This window comes from Janthinobacterium sp. Bl 1, assembly GCF_058215535.1.
The window spans coordinates 4,733,764-4,750,954 of the sequence record NZ_CM177086.1; the positions used below are offsets into that span (position 1 = coordinate 4,733,764).

The window sequence follows — 17,191 nt, forward strand, 5'->3', positions numbered from 1 at the left end:
TCCCCTCAGGCGCGGCCGGCGTACAGGGCCACAGTCTGCTCGATGCTGCCGAAGATGCTGGCGCCGGCCGCGTCGCGCATCTCGATGCGCACCGTGTCACCGAACTTCAGGTAGGCCGTTTTCGGCGCGCCGTGTTCGATGGTTTCATACATGCGCACCTCGGCCAGGCAGCAATAGCCCACGCCGCCGTTCTCGATGCTCGAGCCAAACAGGTTGCCCTGCTTGTTCGACACGGTGCCGGAACCGACGATGCTGCCGGCGCCCAGTTCGCGCGTCTTCGCCGCATGCGCGACCAGCTGGGCAAAATTGAAGGTCATGTCCTCGCCCGCATTCGGCTTGCCGAACGGTTTGTCGTTCAAGTCCACCAGCAGCGGCAAATGCAGCTTGCTGTCCGCCCAGTCGGCACCCAGTTCATCGGGCGTGACGGCGACCGGGGAAAACGCGCTGGCCGCCTTCGACTGGAAAAAGCCGAAACCCTTGGCCAATTCGCCCGGGATCAGGTTGCGCAAGGAGACGTCGTTGACCAGCATGACGAGGCGAATGGCTTTCGCCGCGTCGTCCACGCTGGCGCCCATGGCGACGTCGCCCGTAATCACCGCCACTTCCGCTTCCAGGTCGATGCCCCACTCTTCGGACAGGGCGAAGATCGGGTCGCGCGGGCCGATAAAGCTGTCCGAGCCGCCCTGGTACATCAGCGGGTCCGTGTAGAACGAGGCCGGCACTTCCGCGTTGCGCGCCTTGCGCACCAGTTCCACGTGGTTGATGTAGGCGGAACCGTCGGCCCACTGGTAGGCGCGCGGCAGCGGCGAGTGGCACAGCTTTGCATCAAACGGCTGGGCGTCCGGCGCCTGGCCCACGTTCAGGTCGGCGTAGGCCTGCTCCAGTTTCGGTGCGACCGCGTCCCAGTTGTCGAGCGCGGCCTGCAAGGTGGGCGCAATGGCGGCCACGCGCTGGTACTGGCGCAGGTCGCGGCTGACGAGGATCAGGGCGCCGTCGCGGCTGCCGTTTTTCAGAGTTGCGAATTTCATGATGTTCCTTGTTCGGTGTATTAGTCAGAAAGTGTCGGTCCGGTGCGCTCAGGCGTCGGCTGGCGCGTGCATCCAGGCGGCGTGCTTGGGCGCGCGGCGCGTCTGCGACCATTCTTCCAGCATTTCCCATTTGACGGCGTCCAGTTTGGCCATCATCTCCGGCGTGCCCACGTTGGCCGCCAGCTCCAGGCGGTGGCCGTTCGGGTCGAAGAAATAGATCGACTGGAAGATCGCGTGGTTGACGGGACCGAGCACCTCGATGCCGCCGGCGACCAGGCGCTCCTTGGCGGCCAGCAGTTCTTCCATGCTGCCCACTTCCAGCGCCAGATGCTGCACCCAGGCCGGGGTATTGCGGTCGCGGTCCATCGGCGGCTGCGTCGGCAGCTCGAAAAAGGCCAGCACATTGCCATGGCCCGCGTCGAGGAAAACGTGCATGTACGGGTCCGGCGCCTTGGTCGACGGTACCAGGTCTTCGGCGATGGCGAGGACGAAATTCATGTTCAAATGCTTGACGTACCACTCGACGGTTTTCTTCGCGTCGATGCAGCGGTAGGCGACGTGGTGGATTTGCTTGATCTTCATGTGCTTGTCTCCAATGGATGGCGCCGTGGGCGCGTTGGCTGGCCTGTTTTTCAGCTTTTCACCATTAGAATCGAGTTACAGCTATCATACAAACAATTTTTAACCATTGATTTATCGGATTATCTTATGAGTCCCAGCCTGCGGCAAATGCGCGCCTTCGTGGCGCTGGCCAAGACCGGCAGTTTTACCCTGGCCGCCGAATACCTGCACGTAACGCAATCGGCCTTGAGCGGCTTGATCAAGGAACTGGAAAGCGTGCTGGGCGTGCGCGTGGTCGAGCGCAGCACGCGCAAGACGCAGCTGTCGGAAATCGGCCGCGAACTGTATCCGCTGTTTGAAAAGATGATCGAGGACCTCGACGGCGCCATGGCCGGCATTGCCCAGCGCAAGGCCCTGAAAACGGGCATGGTGCGCATCGCCGCGCCGCAGATGATGGCGTGCACCCTGCTGCCGGAAGTGATCGCCGCCTACCGCCAGGCCCACCCGGACGTGCAGCTGCGCCTGGTCGACTGCCCGGTGGAGAATGTCTCGGCGCGCGTGTTCAGCGGCGAAGTCGATTTCGGCATCGGCCCCGAACGCGATCCGACGGCGGAAATCGCCGCGCAAGCGCTGTTCGAAATGCCCTTCGTGCTGGTCTTCCCCGAGCAGCACCCGCTGCAGCAGAAGGAAAGAGTCACCTGGGCAGACGTGGGCGACTACCCGTTCATTTCGCTGCAGGGCCAGTTCACGGAACGCCTGCTGCGCGACATGCACGGCGCGTTTCGCGAGTTGTCGCTCAACCCGTATAACGAAGTGACCTTCATGACGACGGCGCTGGCCATGGTCAGCGCCAACCTGGGCATCACGGTCTGCCTGCCGTACGCGGAACCGATGGTGAAACTATATCAATTGCACATGCGCGCCCTGCACGAGCCGGAATTGACGCGGCGCTTTTTCGTCTACACGAAGACGGGCCGTTCGCTGTCGCCGGCGGCCGAAAGCTTCATGGCCTTCCTGTTCCGCTTTGTCGAGACGCACGAGTGGAACGTGGGAGCGGCCAGCGGCGCGGCACGCGACGCCCTGCCGGCAGGCGGCCCGGCTGGCGCCGCTTTATAATGGCGCATCGCACTTTGCCGCCTACGCCATGACCCAGCCTGCCCAGAACGACCTGTCCGCCATCGACGCCGCCACCATCGCCATCAACCAGCGCATGAACAAATTCGACGGCCATGCACAGGTCTGGCTGTTCGGCTATGGCTCGCTGATCTACAAGGCCGATTTCCCCTACATCGAGCGCCGCCCCGCCAGTATCGCCGGCTGGACGCGGCGCTTCTGGCAGGGATCGCACGACCACCGGGGCACGCCGATGGCGCCGGGCAGGGTCGCCACCATCGTGCCGCAGGCTGGCGCCGTGTGCGACGGCATGGCCTATCTGATCACGCCCGAAGTCTTCGCCCACCTCGACCACCGCGAAAAGAACGGCTACCTGCGCCTGGCCACCGACATCACCTTCGAGGACGGCGGCAAGGTCGAAGGCCTGGTGTACATCGCCAACGAGGAAAACGCAGCCTTCCTCGGTGCCGCCCCGGAACTGGACATCGCGCGCCAGATCGCCCGATCAAACGGCCCCAGCGGTCCTAACAGCGAATACCTGCTGCACTTGGCCAGCGCCTTGCGCGAGCTGGGCAAGAGCGATCCGCATGTCTTTGCCATCGAGCAACATCTGGCGCAGATGCAGGCACCTGCACAGGATAACGCTGCAGGATAATGCTACACGCTAGCCCTACACGATAGCGCCGCAGCGCCTCCGCCCCAGCAGCGGTAACGACGACTTAACTTGGCTTAACTTCTTAAAACAAATCCAGCTGTCCCGCATTGCCCCTTTTGCCTTTGTTTCCCAACGGCGGCACCACCAGCGGCCGGCGGAACTGCGTGCAATCGAGCTGCTTGAAGCGGCCGCCCTTGCCATGCAGCCCCAGCCGGTGCACGGCCTTTTCAAAGCGCTGGCGGATGAGGTCGGCCCACACGCCTTCGCCCCGCATGCGCGCGCCGAACGCGCTGTCGTAATCCTTGCCGCCACGCATTTCGCGCACCCGGTTCATCACGCGCTGGGCACGTTCCGGGAAATGTGCTTCCAGCCATTGCTGAAACAGCGGACTCACTTCCCACGGCAGACGCAGCACCACGTAATGGGCATGGATGGCGCCAGCGTCGCGCACGGCTTCGAGCAGCTGCTCGATTTCCGGTTCCGTCACGAACGGGATGATGGGCGCGATGCTCACGCCCACGGGGATACCCGCCTCCGTCAGGGTGCGGATGGTGCGCAGCCGCCGCGCCGGGGCGGCCGCGCGCGGTTCCAGGGTGCGCGCGATGGCCGGGTCGAGCGTGGTGACAGTAACGGCCACGGCCGCCAGATGCCTGGCCGCCATGGGTGCCAGAATGTCGATATCGCGCTCGATCAGCGACGATTTCGTGATCAGCGCCACGGGGTGGTCGCACTCCTGCAGCACTTCCAGCACGCGCCGCGTCAGCTGCCGCTCGCGTTCGCACGGCTGATACGCATCGGTATTAACGCCGAGGGCGATCGGTTCGGGCACGTACGACGGCCTGGCCAGCTCGCGCCGCAACAGTTCAGGGGCGTTCACCTTGGCGTAGATCCGGCTTTCGAAGTCCAGGCCCGGCGACAGGCCCAGATAGCTGTGCGTGGGGCGAGCAAAGCAATAAATGCAGCCGTGTTCACAGCCCCGGTACGGGTTCAGCGAGACATTGAACGGCAAATCGGGCGAAGCGTTGCGCGTGAGGATGGTGCGCGCCTGCTCGTCGCTGACCTGCGTCTTCCAGCCCGGCGCCACCTCTTCCCCGGCTGCCTCATCCTGGCCGCCCACGCTCCAGCCATCATCGAAACCGGCGCGCGCGTGCACCTCATAGCGCCCTTGCAGGTTCGAGACGGCCCCGCGCCCCTTGTGAGCTTTCAGCGATTGCGGCGGCAGCATGGCTTGCCCGGCGAAGCTGTCATCGTGCTCTGGAATGATTGCTTTCATGAACGGCCCCATCAACTGTATATACGTACAGTATACTATGCCGCTGTCCGGCCAATATCAAGGGCTGCCATGGTGCTATTTCAAGCTTTTTCACCCTGAGGCATGACATAACTCAACTGCTGCGCGACAAAACCGTCAAATGCCGTGATCAGGGGAACGAAGCGGGCCGCATCCTGCTCCAACTGCATCAAGGCATAGCACGTTGCTTCCAGAGTCGATAACTGATCTGGCGCGTGCGCCTTGCGGATCAGGTAATGGGAGGCGGGCGTATCGCGCAGGGGCAGACGCGGCAACTGTTGCAAGGGGGGATTCAGATACAGCATCTTGCGGCTTTTGCGCCAGGTGGCGTCCAGCACCACCAGCCGCAATTGGGTGGGATCGAGCAAGGTGGCGGGGTCGAGCGCTGGCGGCGGCGCGATGCCCAGCGAACGGTCGCCTGGCGTATCCGGGTACAGCAGCACATTGTGCTTGCCGGCCAGCAGCCCGGCGAGAACATCGGGGGCAAACTGCTCGCCCGTCAGCATGCGGCTGTTGGGCAGGCTCAGGTGCAGCAAGCGGGCGCTGCCCTTGGCATTGTGGACTTCCAGCGGATGCTGGAGGATCAGCACTTCCACCGCGTGGGAAACGGGGGCGATCCAGCGGCAGATGCAACTGGACACGGCGCGCAGGCAGGCCGGGCAGCGCGCCCGTTTGGCGGGTTCCGCCAGGGAGGACGATGCAGCGGGTAGGCTGGAGGCATGGCCGACGGTATTACTGGACGGATGGCTGGAGGTACGGCGGGTGGTCATGGCGGAGCGCGTTCGCGGCTGTCTTCAAGCCGCGATTGTAGCGCCCACGCCATGCCAAAGGGAGTTTGCGCTTAAAACTCTTCCCACTCGTCGGCGCCGGATGCCACCGGTGCCTTCGGCGCGCGTGCACGCACGGCGTCCGCTTGCGCAGCCTTGCCCGGCGCGGGTGCCGCCATGGCTGGCACCGGCGCGCGGTGCCTTGCGGGCTGAATGGTGGGCCTGGTGACAGGTCGCGTCGCAGGTCGCATGGCAGCTGGCGCAGACGCCGTCACGGACGGGCCAGCACTGGCCGCAACATAGTGTTGCGTTGCGTCGAGCTTGAACACGCCCACCACCTCGGCCAGCTTGGCCGCTTGCTCCTGCATGGATTCGGCCGCCGCGGCCGCTTCTTCCACCAGGGCCGCGTTTTGCTGCGTCACCTGGTCCATCTGGCCGATGGCCCGGTTGACTTGCTCGATGCCGGTGCGCTGTTCATCGCTGGCGTCGGTGATCTGGTTCATGATCTGCGTCACATGGCTGATGCTTTGCACGATCTCGTCCATGGTGCGGCCCGCCTTGTCCACCAGTTGCGAACCGGCCTCGACCTTTTGCACGGAATCGTCGATCAAGCCCTTGATTTCCTTGGCCGCCGCGCTCGAGCGCTGCGCCAGGTTGCGCACCTCGGAAGCGACGACGGCAAAACCACGGCCCTGCTCGCCAGCCCTGGCCGCCTCCACGGCCGCGTTCAAGGCCAGGATATTCGTCTGGAAGGCGATGGCGTCGATGACGCTGATGATATCGACGATCTTGCGCGAGGAATCGTTGATCGAGCCCATGGTGCTGACCACTTCCGACACCACCACCCCGCCCTTGCTGGCGATCTGCGAAGCGTCGATGGCCAGCTGGTTGGCGCTGCGCGCATTGTCCGCGTTGAGTTTCACGGTGGAGGTCAGCTCTTCCATGGACGATGCCGTTTCTTCCAGCGAACTGGCCTGCTCTTCCGTGCGTGACGACAAGTCCAGGTTGCCGGCGGCAATTTCGCTCGACGCCGTGCTGATCGATTCGGTGCCGGCGCGCACCTGACCCACGATACTGACCAGTTTATCGTTCATATTTTTCAGCGCATGCATCAATTGCCCTGTTTCATCGCGGCTTTCCACGACGATATGGCTGGTCAGGTCGCCAGCGGACACGGCTTCCGCCACCTCGACGGCACGCGTGATGGGGCGCGTGATCGAGCGCGTGATCCAGTACGCGCAGGCGATGCCGAGCAAGATGGCGACCACGCCCAGCGAGATCAGCAGCAGACGGCCGCTTTCATAGCGCGAACGGATTTGCGCGGCCGATTCATCGAGCAATTTGGCTTCCAGCATTTCCAGTTTCTTCAGCGCCGCCAGGTAGATGTCACGCTTGGCGGCCATGTCGCCTTCGTACAGGCGCTTGCCCAGCTCCAGGTCGCCCGCATTCTTGGCCTTGAACACATTCTTGCGCACTTCCGTGTAAGCCTTGCGCGTGCTCAGCACGTCCTGGTATAGCGCTTGCTCTTCGGCGCTCAGCTGGCTCTTGCCGATATCGTTCTGGATTTCCGTGGCGCGTGCCGACGAAACCGCCATTTCCTTTTCAAATTGCTTCTGGTGTTCGGGATCGCTGACCTTCCAGGCGGCCGCTGTGCGCGCCGCGTTCACCTCAATGACTTTGGTCCATTCACCGATCAGGCGCTCGTTGCGCACCTTGACATTGACGAGCGCATCGGTTTCCTTGCTGGCGCTTTGCATCTGCACGATGCCCACCACGGTCAGGCTGGTCAACAGGAGCAGGACGGCGGCAAAACCTCCACCGAGACGTACGCCGATTTTGAGGTTTTTCATTGCGTGATTCCTATCTGAAAAAACAATGCACAGACGCCACGAAACCGACTGACTGCTACGTATCAATATAGCAGTCATCCGCCGTGCGGCAATCACGAACGGTGGCGCGACGGACACTTCGCCACCGGAATGGCAGCGCGCCGCAGCGCACTACTTTGGAGCAGATTGTGAGTGAATCAGAATGGTATTGCAAGAAATAACATGCAGAAAAGCAACAACCAGAAGGTCGTATGCCGCCACGAACGGGCGGCAGGCAAACAAGATCAGTTTTGCTTCACATAGATCAATTTTGACGTATCGAAACCCAGGCTACCGGCTTTCTCGATCAGGCGCTGCTGCAAGGCAGGGTCCATGGTTGGCGTGCGCGACAGCAACCAGAAGTAGGATTTGTCGGGGCCGCTGATCATGGAATAGCTGTAATTTTGCTGGTCGAGGTCGAAGACGATGTAGGAACCATAGAAGGGACCGAAAAACGACACTTTCAGATAACCCACGTCTTTCTTGTCGACGAAATACGCCTTGCCTTCCGCGTCCTTCCAAACAGCGTCCGCATCCTTGTAGCCGCGGTTGAGCACTTTCAGGCCACCATCCTGGCGCAGGCTGTAGTCGGCCGTCACGTGGCTCAGGCCCCGTTCGAACGAGTGGTCCAGACGCGCGATCTCATACCACTTTCCCAGATAGCGGGTCGTGTCGAAGTTGCTAACTGGCACAATATTCTCGGGCCGGCCCACGCACCCGGCCAGCACAAGCACACACAGGAACAGCAGTTTTTTCATGTTTTTCTCCATCGGGTGAAATCAGGCTTGCAAGGTCAGGGTTGCAGTGCGCGATCGACGATGCGGCGGATCGCGCCATTGTTTTGCATGCGCACGATGGCGGCATTGAATTGTTCGATAAAGTCATCGCGATAAGGGTAGGCGGCAGGCCGGCGCTCCGTAAAACCCAGGTGTCCCTGCTGGCTGGCCAGCTGCGCCGTTTCCTGGATCGCCTGCATCGGCGTGCCCGGCGGCCCCTCGCGCCGGATGCGCTGCAGTTCCCACTGCGCCGACAGGCGGTCGCTGACGTAACAATCGATACGCCCGCGCATCAGCTTGAGCAAATTCGTGCGCGTGCCCTTGGCCGTATCGAACACGATGTTGGCCGCTTGCACGGCTGCCCTCTGCTTTGCATCGCCCAGCAAAAAACCCGCATTCACGCCGATGTGCAGGCCGCCGTAATCGGCGGGCCACTGCCGCAGCGTGCGTTTGGCCAGCACATCCTGGTTGCACAGCACCACCAGCTGCTCCATCAGCAGCGGCACGGAATAGCGCACGTACGGCCGCTCGCTGCGCCACGAATACGGCGGATACAGGGCAAACGCCTCGCCCGTCTGCAGCATCAGCACGCCCCGCTTCCAGGGTATGGGACGCAGCTGCACCGCATACTGCGGCATCGATTGCACGGCTTCGCGCACGATCTCCGTGTAGATGCCTTTCAGCTGGCCGTTGTCGACGTAGGAGTATGGCGGATAATCGTCGTCGCCATAGATCACCAGCGGCGTCGGCCCCTCGGCCCGCGCGCTGGCCGCGATGAACAGGCATAGCGCGGCAGGCAGGATGAGCATTCTGGACATGCCCGAAGAGTAGCATGGAAGGGGCAACCACCATCACCCGTTTGCGCTGTTCGTGCCCAGCATTTCGTCGAGCTGCGCCAGGGTGCTTGAATCCTTCACGACGGCGCGCAGCCACAGGTGCAGCGGCAGCTCGCCCCAGCTGGCAGCCTTGTCGGCCAGGTAGGCGACGGGGCTGTGCGGCTCCGTGCGGCGGAAAAAGTCGGCCACCTGGCGCAGCTGGGCCAGCGCCTGCTGGCGCTGCACGATGGCGCCCCCGCCCCCGCTGGCGTCCTGGCCGGCGGCGGGCGGCGCGCCGGCAAAGTCCGCGCCAGGCGACAGCGGCGCGATGAAGTGAATGGCGTTTTCCAGCGCTTCGCGCGCGGCGCGAAAACTCGGGCCATCAACACCGAAACGCGCATCGACGCTGCGTTCGAACGCCAGCAGCGACTGCATGCAGTATTGTGCATCGGCCAGCAAGCCGTCGGAAAATGCGCGCGCGTTCCTTTGCCGCGCCGCCTCCATCTGCGCCAGGGTCGCCCCTTCATCATGGCGCGTATCGCCCCAGCCCTGCTCCGCCGCGCCCTGCGCCAGGCTGGCGGCCGCGCGCTGGCGCGCCGTATCGAAATCCTGCAGCGAATACAGTCCGTTGGCGCCGTCGGTCAGCGGGATCTCGCGCAACAGTTGCGGCGTGCGCGACAGCAGCCAGAAGACATTGCCGATGCGCTGTTCCTGGTCGCCCTCCTCCTCCGGCGGATACAGGCCATCCCAGTAACGCTCGCACAGGCCGGCCAGCAGCGCGTAGCCATCGCCCAGGCCACGGAAGTGGCGCGTTTTCGCGTGCGCCTCGGCCAGCCACACGGCCACGCGCAAATCCTTGCTGTGCGTGGCGATCAGCTGTTCGCAGCGCGTCGCCACGAAAGGCCAGTCCGCCTCCTTCAGCGCCGTCACCCACTCGCCCTGGTCCAGGCTGGGGTCGTCGTGCTGGCGCGCGCGCGCGATGGCGTCGAGCTCCTGGCTGAAGGTGATGTCGTCGCCGCAGGGGCTGACGGCGCTGACGGGATGCAGCAACTGCTCCAGATTGAACATGGCGCTCTCCGGAAGGTGGATTATCGGATCGTGTACTTGAACTGCCCCTGCTTGTTCGCGCTGACGCGTATCGACGCGACCGGCTCTCCTTCGGCCATGCGCGCCAGCACCGCTTCGGCGATCGCCGGCAGCAGGCTGCCGTTGAGGATCTGGTCGACATTGCGCGCGCCCGAATCGACCTCGGTGCAGCGCGCCAGCACGGCGTCGACGAGGCCCGCGTCATGGCTGAACTGCGCCTGGTGGTTGCGCGCGATGCGCTGCCCGATGCGCGCCAGCTTCAGGTGGATGATCTCGGCCAGCACCGCGTCGTTGAGGGGATAGAACGGCAGCACCTTCAGGCGTCCCAGCAAGGCTGGCTTGAAGTGCGCCACCAGTTGCGGGCGCACCAGTTCTTCCAGCGCGGCGGGCGTGGGCAAGTCTTGCGCGACCCGGTTCAGACAGGCGGCCATCATGGCGCCCGAACCCAGGTTCGAGGTGGCGATGATGATGGTGTTGCGAAAATCGACTTCGCGCCCTTCCGCATCATCGAGCACGCCCTTGTCGAACACCTGGAAGAACAGCTCCAGCACGTCGGGGTGCGCTTTTTCCGCTTCATCGAGCAGCACCACGCTGTAGGGCTGGCGCCGCACGGCTTCCGTCAGCACGCCGCCTTCGCCATAACCGATATAGCCGGGCGGCGAGCCTTTCAGGCCGGCCACGCTGTGCGCTTCCTGGTATTCGCTCATGTTGATCGTAATGAGCTTGCGCTCGCCGCCATACAGCAGGTCGGCCAGCGCCAGCGCCGTTTCCGTCTTGCCCGTGCCGGACGGCCCCGTGAACAGGAACACTGCTTGCGGCTTGTTCGGGTCGTCCAGGCTGGCGCGCGCCGTGCGCACGCGCTGCGCCACTGCTGCGATGACGTGATCCTGTCCCAGCACCCGTTCGCGCAGCGCCCCATCGAGGGTCAGCACCGTGCGGATCTCGTCCTTGAGCATTTTCCCCAGCGGGATGCCGGTCCAGCCGGCGACGATGCCGGCGACCACCTGCGCATCGACTTCCAGCGGCGACAGCGGCGCCTCTCCCTGCAGCGCCGCCAATTCTTCCTTCAGCGCCAGCAGGCGCGCCGCGCCGACCTCGCCCGGCCGCTCGCCGCGCAGCTGCGCGCGCAAGTCGCCGATCTGCGTCACCAGCGCCTTTTCGCGCTCCCAGCGCTGCGCCAGCGCCGCGATCTGCGTCTGTCCTTCTTCATGCTCGCGCCGCAGCTGCGCCAGGCGCGCGGCACCGGCTTTATCGGGCACTTCGCCATCGGCCGCCTCGCGGCTCAAGGCGGCGATTTCCGCGCCGATGCGTTCCTGGCGCCGGTGCGCGTTTTCCAGTTGCGCCGGAGTGGCGCACTGGCCCAGCGCCACCTTGGCGCACGCCGTATCGAGCACGCTGATGGCCTTGTCGGGCAGCTGGCGTCCGCTGATGTAGCGGTGCGACAGGCGCACCGCCTCGACGATGGCGGCGTCGCGCACGCGGATGCCGAAATGGCGCTCCATCAGCGGCGCCATGGCGCGCAGCATGGCGCAGGCGATGTCCTCGCTCGGTTCTTCCACCTTCACCACCTGGAAGCGCCGCGCCAGAGCCGCATCCTTTTCAAAATACTTTTTGTACTCGCTCCAGGTGGTGGCGGCGATGGTGCGCAAGGCGCCGCGCGCCAGCGCCGGTTTCAGCAGATTGGCTGCGTCGTTCTGCCCCGCCTGGCCGCCGGCGCCGATCATCGTGTGCGCCTCGTCAATGAAGAGGATGATCGGGTGCGGGCTTTTCGTCACCTCGTCGATGACGTTTTTCAAGCGGCTTTCAAACTCGCCCTTCACGCTCGCGCCGGCCTGCAGCAAACCCATATCGAGCGCGTGGATGTGCGCGCCCTGCAGCACCTCGGGCACGTCGCCGGCGGCGATGCGCAAGGCCAGGCCTTCCACCACGGCCGTCTTGCCCACGCCCGCCTCGCCCGTGAGTATCGGATTGTTCTGGCGCCGGCGCAGCAGGATATCGACGGCCTGGCGTATCTCCGTCTCGCGCCCGATCACGGGATCGAGCTTGCCGTCGCGCGCCAGCTGCGTCAGGTCGGTGGTGAACTGGTCCAGCGCCGGGGTTTTGCTGGCCAGGGCCGCAACAGGATCGTCAGGTGTATCGGAACGTTGCGGCACTGCCGCACGTTCCTCCTCGGAGCCGGCCGTCAGCTTGTCCGGATGGTGTTTCAGCTGCTCCACGCTGAAGCGGGCGAACAGCTTCGAGCCACGGTACGCGAGCTGCGACAGTTCCGGCTCCGTCAGCAGCGCCAACAGCAGATGGCGGCTGCGGATGGGGCCTGGCTGCGCCGTATCGAGCGAAGCGATCAGCCAGGCATGCTCGAACAGCAAGGGCAGATGGGGAGAGAACACGGGCGTGCGCGCGCTGCCCGTCCTGAAGCCGCCGATCTCGCGGCGCAGGTCCGCTTCCAGCGCCGTCAGGCTGATTTCGCTGCGCCGCGCGATGGTGACGAAATCGCTGCGCTCCTGTTCCAGCAGCGCCAGGAACAGGTGCTCGATATCGACTTCATACTGGCCCAGTCCCACGCAGATGGCGGCCGCGCGGGTGGCGGCCGTGCGCGCCGTGTCATTGAGTTTGGCGATCAGGGTTTTCAGGTTATTGCTCATGCGGCGGCTCCCTTGCGGTTGATCGAATAGCGCAGCGACGATGGCTGCAGCACGGCGTCGAAATTGACCATCTCGCCGCCAGCCTTCACGGCCAGGGTGCCGCTGATGACGAAGCCGACCCGGTTGATGGCGCCCGCTTCGCGTTCCAGGCGGGCGCGCACATTGCGCAATCGCGGTTCGTGGCGTTCGATGGCGGCCTTCAGCGCGGCGCAGATGCGGGCGCGGTCATCGCTGCTGGACAAGCACACGCCGGCGAAATCGATCAGGCCATAATTGACGATGGAGGCCGCGCATTCCGGATAGGCGTCGAGCGCGCCAGGCGGCAGGGCCACGCGCGTGTTGAGCAGTTCTTCCAGGTCGCGCGCCACCGCATCCTTCAATTGTTCCAGCGACAGGCGCACCGCCACGCCGCCCGCCGCCGCACCGCCGTCGCCCATCAGGCGGTCGAACAGGCCAGGTACATAACTGTCCATGCGCTCTCCTGAAAAGTCGGCACGGCGCGCGGGCGTTGGTGGCCGCCGCGCGCCGCGCACCATCGATCAAGCCACGCGGTTCGCGGCCAGGTCCCAGCCGCCCGAGGTATTGCCGCCGGCGCCGCCCGTCACTTTTTGCTGCGTGTATTTCCACTTCACTTTCGAGAACTTGAAGCCGACGTGTTCACCGAGGATGTCGCCCTCTTCCACGTTCGGCGTCACGGCGCCGATCAGCACATTCTCGATTTCAATTTCAAAGTACTTGACGCGCTCGCCCTGGCCGTCGGCGCGCATGAATTCGAAGCGCGCCTTGGGAATCGTCTTGCCGGCCGAGCAGGTCTGCAGCAGCACCGGCGAGGCCAGGTCGGCCAGCTTGGAGATGACGATGTCCTTGTGCTCGCAGCGTTCGGCCGTGTGGCCGCCGCCCGTCGACGCGGTGGCGGACTTCGGCTGTTCGACGCTCCAGCTGACCGATTTGCACTCGATCCAATCCTTGTGCTTGTCATCGGTGGACTCGCCCTTGATGCCGTCTATCTGCAGATATACATCGATTGCCATGGTGTGCTCCTGTGGTTGAAAGATGGGTGAATCAGGAATTGGTCGACTTCGGCAACTCCGCGACCAGTCGGAGCGAAACGGATAATTCATCGAGCTGGAAGTGCGGCCGCAGGAACGACACGGCGCGGTACACGCCGGGCCGGCCCGGCACTTCGTGCACCTGCACGGACGCCTCGCGCAGCGGGAACTGCGCTTTCTGTTCCTGGCTGGCGTTATCGTCGAGCAGCACGTACTGCATCAGCCAGCGGTTCAAAAAATCTTCCACGTTGGAGGCGGCGGCAAAGCTGCCGATCTTGTCGCGCATCATGGCCTTCATGTAGTGGGCGATGCGCGAGACGGCGAAGATGTACTGCAGCTGCGACGACAGCACCGCGTTCGCATTGGCCGCGTCGCTGTTGTACTTGCGGCTTTTCTGCGCCGACTGGGCGCCGAAAAACGCCGCATACGCCGTGTTCTTGCAGTGCACCAGCGAGATGAAGCCCAGGTCCGACAATTCCTTTTCGCGGCGGTCGGTGATCGCCACTTCGGCCGGGCATTTCAGGGCCACGTCGCCCTCGTCCGTCTTGAAGGTGTGGGTGGGGAGGTCGTCCACCAGGCCGCCGCCCTCCACGCCGCGGATGGCGGCGCACCAGCCGTAGTCGGCAAAGGCGCTTGTCAGCTTGCAGCCGAACGCATACGCGGCGTTACACCACAGGTATTTGTGATGGTCGCTGCCGTCGACTTCCTCGACAAAATTAAAACCTTCGACCGTGGTGCCATCGACGGGATTGAACGGTAGCCGGCCCAGGAAGCGGGGCAAGGTCAGGCCGACGTAGCGCGCATCCTCGGACTCGCGGAAGGCTTTCCATTTCGCGTACTCGATGGTGTCGAACACCTTGGCCAGGTCGCGCGGCTTGCCCAGGTCGCCGTAGCTTTCCAGGCCAAACAGTTCCGGCGCGGCCGAGGCGATGAACGGCGCATGCGCGGCGGCGGCGATGTGCGACATCTGCTCGACGAAATAGATATCTTCCGGCTGGCGCGAGATGGAAAAATCGCCCAGCAGCGCGGCGAACGGCGCGCCGCCGAAGGTGCCGAATTCCTCTTCATACACCTTCTTGAACATGCTGCTCTGGTCGAACTCCAGCGCGGCCTGGAAATCCTTCACCAGTTCGCGCTTGGTGGCGTTGAACATGCGGATCTGCAAACGCGTTCCCGTATCGGAATTGCCGACCAGGTAGTGCAGTCCCGTCCAGCTTTGTTCGAGCTGCTGGAACGGCGCCGCGTGCATGATTTCGCTGAGCTGGGCCGAGATCAAGCGGTCGATCTCCGCCACGCGTCCGTCCAGCGTCGCCGACAGGCTGCTGGACATCAGCACCGTGCCGTCGAGCACCTGCGCCACCAGCTCGGAGATCAGATCGCGCGCGCGCGCATGTTCGGCGCCGGACTTGGCGACGCGGCTTTGCTCGACGATCTGGTCGAGCAAGTCGGTGGCGGCCGGCGCATTGGCGGCCGATACTGCAAGTGCTTCTGCCTGGGCGCTCATCTCAATCCTCCTGCGCCGGGAACTGCGGCTTCAGGGCGGCCAGGCTGTCCGTGTTGTTCAGCACTTCCGTCAGCAAGTCTTCCAGCTTGTCGTTGCCGGCCAGCTTGTTGCGCAGGTCGGCCAGCTTGGTGCGCGCCTCGAGCAGCTTGCGCAAGGGGTCGACCTGGCGCACCACCGATTCCGGGCGGAAGTCATCCATCGAGCGGAAATGCAGGTCGACGGCGAACGCGCCGCCCGCCTCGCTGAGGCGGTTCGGCACGGCGAAACGGGCCACCGGCTCCACGCCGGCCAGCACTTCGTCGAAGTTATCACTGTCGATGGAAACGAACTTGCGGTCCTTCAGACGTTTTTTCTCGCTGTCCGGATTGCCGCCAAAGTCACCGAGCACGCCGACCACGAAGGGCAGCTCCTTGTTTTCAATCGAGTCGCCAATCTCGACGTCGTAGGTCATTTGCACGCGCGGCGCGCGTACCTTTTGCAAGCGTTTTTGCACGCTGTCGGACTTGGGCATGTCGCTTCCTTTGCAAGGGAATGGTGGGGATGCTCGCTTATTTCAGGCCGCTGAACGGGTCGGCCGTGCTGCCTGGCGCCGCCGCGCCCTTCGCTGCCGGCGTGCCGGAGCCGGATGCGGAAGCGCGCTTGCCGGCCGCCGGCGGGCGCTTGGCCGGCGGCACCAGCACGTCTTCGCCGATGCTTGCGCGCAGCAGCTTGGCCAGGTCCTGCGCTTCCGAGCGCAGCGAGCCATTCAGATTGTTTTGCCGCGACAGGTCGGCCAGCGCCTTGCCGGACAAACGCAAGCCGCTGACGGCGACGATGCTGTTGGCCACCTTGTCGTCCGGGTCGCGCTCCAGCGCTTCGAGCGCATGGCCGATGGCGTCGCCGTACTGGCCGCGGTCGAACTTCATCTGCGCCATTTGCAGCCATGGCGCCTTGTCGGCCGGGTAGCTGGTGCCGCCGCGTTGTAGCAGGGTCATGGCACGCTCGTACTGGCCGGCGCGCGCCGCCGCATCGGCGTCGCTCATCACTTGCGCCAGGGTCGGTGCGGCAGGTTTTTGGGACGCCGGCTGGTCCGGCGTGGCGCAGGCGGCCAGCAGCAAGGCGCTGGCGAGGCAGGCAATACGGGGCAAGATGCTGACTGGCTTCATCGGGGCACTCCTTCACGTGGAGGACGCTACCGCTGGGAAAGATGGGCGGCGCCTTGGTGGAGACTATTATTGATCGGCAATTTTTTGCCAAATTGAGATTAATCAGCAAAGAAGAAGTTCCACATCACAGCCGCGTACAGCGCCATGAATCCTGATCTGGCGCAGTAATTGTCTTGATCGCAGGCCGATCTTGCGCCAACGCAAGCAGGCCGCCAGTGCATGCGCTTAAATGACTGCAACACTTTTATTTCCACCCTTCAATTTACAAAGGTCGCCCATGCCATTTGACGCCATGCTCCGCCCGGCCCGCGCCACCGCGCTACTGTTGCTGGCGTCGTCGCAGGCCGGCTGCGCAGGCGGCGCCATCGGCACCCTGGCCAACGCGGCGCTGCAAATGGCCGGCGTGGCCAAGCCGCCGCCGGAACTGCCCGACGCACAAAAGCCGCCGCGCAATGTCAGCATCCGCCTGCATGCGGCACAGCGCCTCAACACGGATGCCGATGGCCGGCCGCTGGCCCTGGTGGCGCGCATCTACAAGCTGCGCCAGAGCGCCGCCTTCGAACAGGCGCCGTACGACAGCTTCCTCGACACGCAGCGCGAAAAGGCCGCGCTGGGCGCCGACCTGATGGAAGTCAAGGAGGTGCTGCTGGTGCCGGGCCAGCGTTACGAAGTACAGGAAAAAGTCAGCAAGGAAGCGTATTTCATCGGCGTCGTGGCCCTGTTCCGCGCGCCGGCAGCGCAGCGCTGGCGCGCCACCTTTGCCGCCGCCGATGCGGAACGCGGCGGCATCACCGTTGGCCTGCACGCCTGCGCGCTCAGCATCAGCGGGGTGGCCGCGCTGTCGGCCCCGCGCTGCCAGTAACACGAACAGACACGCCACACATACGAGGA

The 17,191-nt window shown here is 64.3% G+C and carries 17 protein-coding genes; 3 read left to right on the forward strand and 14 right to left on the reverse strand.

Annotated features, from left to right (window positions below):
* Positions 1-5 precede the first annotated feature (5 nt).
* Complete coding sequence (locus tag AC4BCN_RS21350) at positions 6-1,028, reverse strand: fumarylacetoacetate hydrolase family protein (RefSeq protein ID WP_490491702.1); 1,023 nt, start codon at positions 1,026-1,028, stop codon at positions 6-8.
* Between the two features lie 48 nt (positions 1,029-1,076).
* The gene (locus AC4BCN_RS21355; protein ID WP_034750100.1) at positions 1,077-1,610 is read right to left on the reverse strand and encodes a VOC family protein; all 534 of its coding nucleotides are present in this window, start codon (positions 1,608-1,610) and stop codon (positions 1,077-1,079) included.
* A gap of 126 nt (positions 1,611-1,736) precedes the next feature.
* Between AC4BCN_RS21355 and AC4BCN_RS21360 the strand changes: the two genes are divergently transcribed.
* Positions 1,737-2,705, forward strand: a complete 969-nt coding sequence (locus AC4BCN_RS21360; RefSeq protein ID WP_490491703.1) for a LysR family transcriptional regulator — start codon at positions 1,737-1,739, stop codon at positions 2,703-2,705.
* 61 nt (positions 2,706-2,766) lie between these two features.
* Positions 2,767-3,357 (forward strand): gamma-glutamylcyclotransferase, encoded by a 591-nt coding sequence (locus AC4BCN_RS21365; RefSeq protein ID WP_128143301.1) that lies wholly within the window; start codon positions 2,767-2,769, stop codon positions 3,355-3,357.
* 82 nt (positions 3,358-3,439) lie between these two features.
* Here AC4BCN_RS21365 and AC4BCN_RS21370 read toward each other — a convergent pair whose 3' ends face one another.
* From AC4BCN_RS21370 to AC4BCN_RS21425, 12 genes are all read right to left on the reverse strand, one after another.
* Complete coding sequence (locus tag AC4BCN_RS21370) at positions 3,440-4,582, reverse strand: PA0069 family radical SAM protein (RefSeq protein ID WP_490493622.1); 1,143 nt, start codon at positions 4,580-4,582, stop codon at positions 3,440-3,442.
* A 128-nt stretch (positions 4,583-4,710) separates the two neighbouring features.
* The gene (locus AC4BCN_RS21375; protein WP_490491704.1) at positions 4,711-5,418 is read right to left on the reverse strand and encodes a tRNA-uridine aminocarboxypropyltransferase; all 708 of its coding nucleotides are present in this window, start codon (positions 5,416-5,418) and stop codon (positions 4,711-4,713) included.
* A 71-nt stretch (positions 5,419-5,489) separates the two neighbouring features.
* The gene (locus AC4BCN_RS21380; RefSeq protein ID WP_490491705.1) at positions 5,490-7,265 is read right to left on the reverse strand and encodes a methyl-accepting chemotaxis protein; all 1,776 of its coding nucleotides are present in this window, start codon (positions 7,263-7,265) and stop codon (positions 5,490-5,492) included.
* Between the two features lie 263 nt (positions 7,266-7,528).
* On the reverse strand, positions 7,529-8,041 hold the full coding sequence (locus AC4BCN_RS21385; protein ID WP_128142450.1) for a lipocalin family protein: 513 nt from the start codon (positions 8,039-8,041) through the stop codon (positions 7,529-7,531).
* Positions 8,042-8,076: 35 nt separating this feature from the next.
* The gene (locus AC4BCN_RS21390) at positions 8,077-8,877 is read right to left on the reverse strand and encodes a substrate-binding periplasmic protein (protein WP_139089927.1); all 801 of its coding nucleotides are present in this window, start codon (positions 8,875-8,877) and stop codon (positions 8,077-8,079) included.
* Between the two features lie 33 nt (positions 8,878-8,910).
* On the reverse strand, positions 8,911-9,942 hold the full coding sequence (tssA, locus tag AC4BCN_RS21395) for a type VI secretion system protein TssA (protein WP_490491706.1): 1,032 nt from the start codon (positions 9,940-9,942) through the stop codon (positions 8,911-8,913).
* A 20-nt stretch (positions 9,943-9,962) separates the two neighbouring features.
* Entirely contained in the window at positions 9,963-12,602 is a 2,640-nt protein-coding gene (tssH, locus tag AC4BCN_RS21400) for a type VI secretion system ATPase TssH (protein WP_490491707.1), read from the reverse strand.
* Positions 12,599-13,075: a type VI secretion system baseplate subunit TssE gene (gene tssE / locus AC4BCN_RS21405; RefSeq protein ID WP_490491708.1), complete on the reverse strand. Its 477-nt coding sequence runs from the start codon at positions 13,073-13,075 to the stop codon at positions 12,599-12,601. The genes tssH and tssE overlap by 4 nt, the downstream gene beginning before the upstream one ends.
* A 66-nt stretch (positions 13,076-13,141) precedes the next feature.
* Positions 13,142-13,633 (reverse strand): Hcp family type VI secretion system effector, encoded by a 492-nt coding sequence (locus AC4BCN_RS21410; RefSeq protein WP_034750126.1) that lies wholly within the window; start codon positions 13,631-13,633, stop codon positions 13,142-13,144.
* Positions 13,634-13,664: 31 nt separating this feature from the next.
* Entirely contained in the window at positions 13,665-15,155 is a 1,491-nt protein-coding gene (tssC, locus tag AC4BCN_RS21415; protein WP_490491709.1) for a type VI secretion system contractile sheath large subunit, read from the reverse strand.
* Between the two features lies 1 nt (position 15,156).
* Entirely contained in the window at positions 15,157-15,666 is a 510-nt protein-coding gene (gene tssB / locus AC4BCN_RS21420) for a type VI secretion system contractile sheath small subunit (RefSeq protein WP_490491710.1), read from the reverse strand.
* 37 nt (positions 15,667-15,703) lie between these two features.
* The gene (locus AC4BCN_RS21425) at positions 15,704-16,300 is read right to left on the reverse strand and encodes a hypothetical protein (RefSeq protein WP_485878334.1); all 597 of its coding nucleotides are present in this window, start codon (positions 16,298-16,300) and stop codon (positions 15,704-15,706) included.
* 277 nt (positions 16,301-16,577) lie between these two features.
* Here AC4BCN_RS21425 and tssJ point away from each other — a divergent pair, with 277 nt between their 5' ends.
* Positions 16,578-17,162, forward strand: a complete 585-nt coding sequence (gene tssJ, locus AC4BCN_RS21430) for a type VI secretion system lipoprotein TssJ (protein WP_490491711.1) — start codon at positions 16,578-16,580, stop codon at positions 17,160-17,162.
* The last annotated feature ends 29 nt before the right edge of the window (positions 17,163-17,191 follow it).

Bases quoted from the DNA above. Each gene is read 5' to 3' on its own strand.
- AC4BCN_RS21360 (WP_490491703.1), top strand. From the start codon at position 1,737: ATGAGTCCCAGCCTGCGGCAAATGCGCGCCTTCGTGGCGCTGGCCAAG.
- AC4BCN_RS21375 (WP_490491704.1), bottom strand. From the start codon at position 5,418: ATGACCACCCGCCGTACCTCCAGCCATCCGTCCAGTAATACCGTCGGC.
- AC4BCN_RS21350 (WP_490491702.1), bottom strand. From the start codon at position 1,028: ATGAAATTCGCAACTCTGAAAAACGGCAGCCGCGACGGCGCCCTGATC.
- AC4BCN_RS21425 (WP_485878334.1), bottom strand. From the start codon at position 16,300: ATGAAGCCAGTCAGCATCTTGCCCCGTATTGCCTGCCTCGCCAGCGCC.
- AC4BCN_RS21390 (WP_139089927.1), bottom strand. From the start codon at position 8,877: ATGTCCAGAATGCTCATCCTGCCTGCCGCGCTATGCCTGTTCATCGCG.
- tssC (WP_490491709.1), bottom strand. From the start codon at position 15,155: ATGAGCGCCCAGGCAGAAGCACTTGCAGTATCGGCCGCCAATGCGCCG.
- AC4BCN_RS21355 (WP_034750100.1), bottom strand. From the start codon at position 1,610: ATGAAGATCAAGCAAATCCACCACGTCGCCTACCGCTGCATCGACGCG.
- tssA (WP_490491706.1), bottom strand. From the start codon at position 9,942: ATGTTCAATCTGGAGCAGTTGCTGCATCCCGTCAGCGCCGTCAGCCCC.
- AC4BCN_RS21380 (WP_490491705.1), bottom strand. From the start codon at position 7,265: ATGAAAAACCTCAAAATCGGCGTACGTCTCGGTGGAGGTTTTGCCGCC.
- AC4BCN_RS21385 (WP_128142450.1), bottom strand. From the start codon at position 8,041: ATGAAAAAACTGCTGTTCCTGTGTGTGCTTGTGCTGGCCGGGTGCGTG.
- tssE (WP_490491708.1), bottom strand. From the start codon at position 13,075: ATGGACAGTTATGTACCTGGCCTGTTCGACCGCCTGATGGGCGACGGC.
- tssJ (WP_490491711.1), top strand. From the start codon at position 16,578: ATGCCATTTGACGCCATGCTCCGCCCGGCCCGCGCCACCGCGCTACTG.
- AC4BCN_RS21410 (WP_034750126.1), bottom strand. From the start codon at position 13,633: ATGGCAATCGATGTATATCTGCAGATAGACGGCATCAAGGGCGAGTCC.
- tssB (WP_490491710.1), bottom strand. From the start codon at position 15,666: ATGCCCAAGTCCGACAGCGTGCAAAAACGCTTGCAAAAGGTACGCGCG.
- tssH (WP_490491707.1), bottom strand. From the start codon at position 12,602: ATGAGCAATAACCTGAAAACCCTGATCGCCAAACTCAATGACACGGCG.
- AC4BCN_RS21370 (WP_490493622.1), bottom strand. From the start codon at position 4,582: ATGCTGCCGCCGCAATCGCTGAAAGCTCACAAGGGGCGCGGGGCCGTC.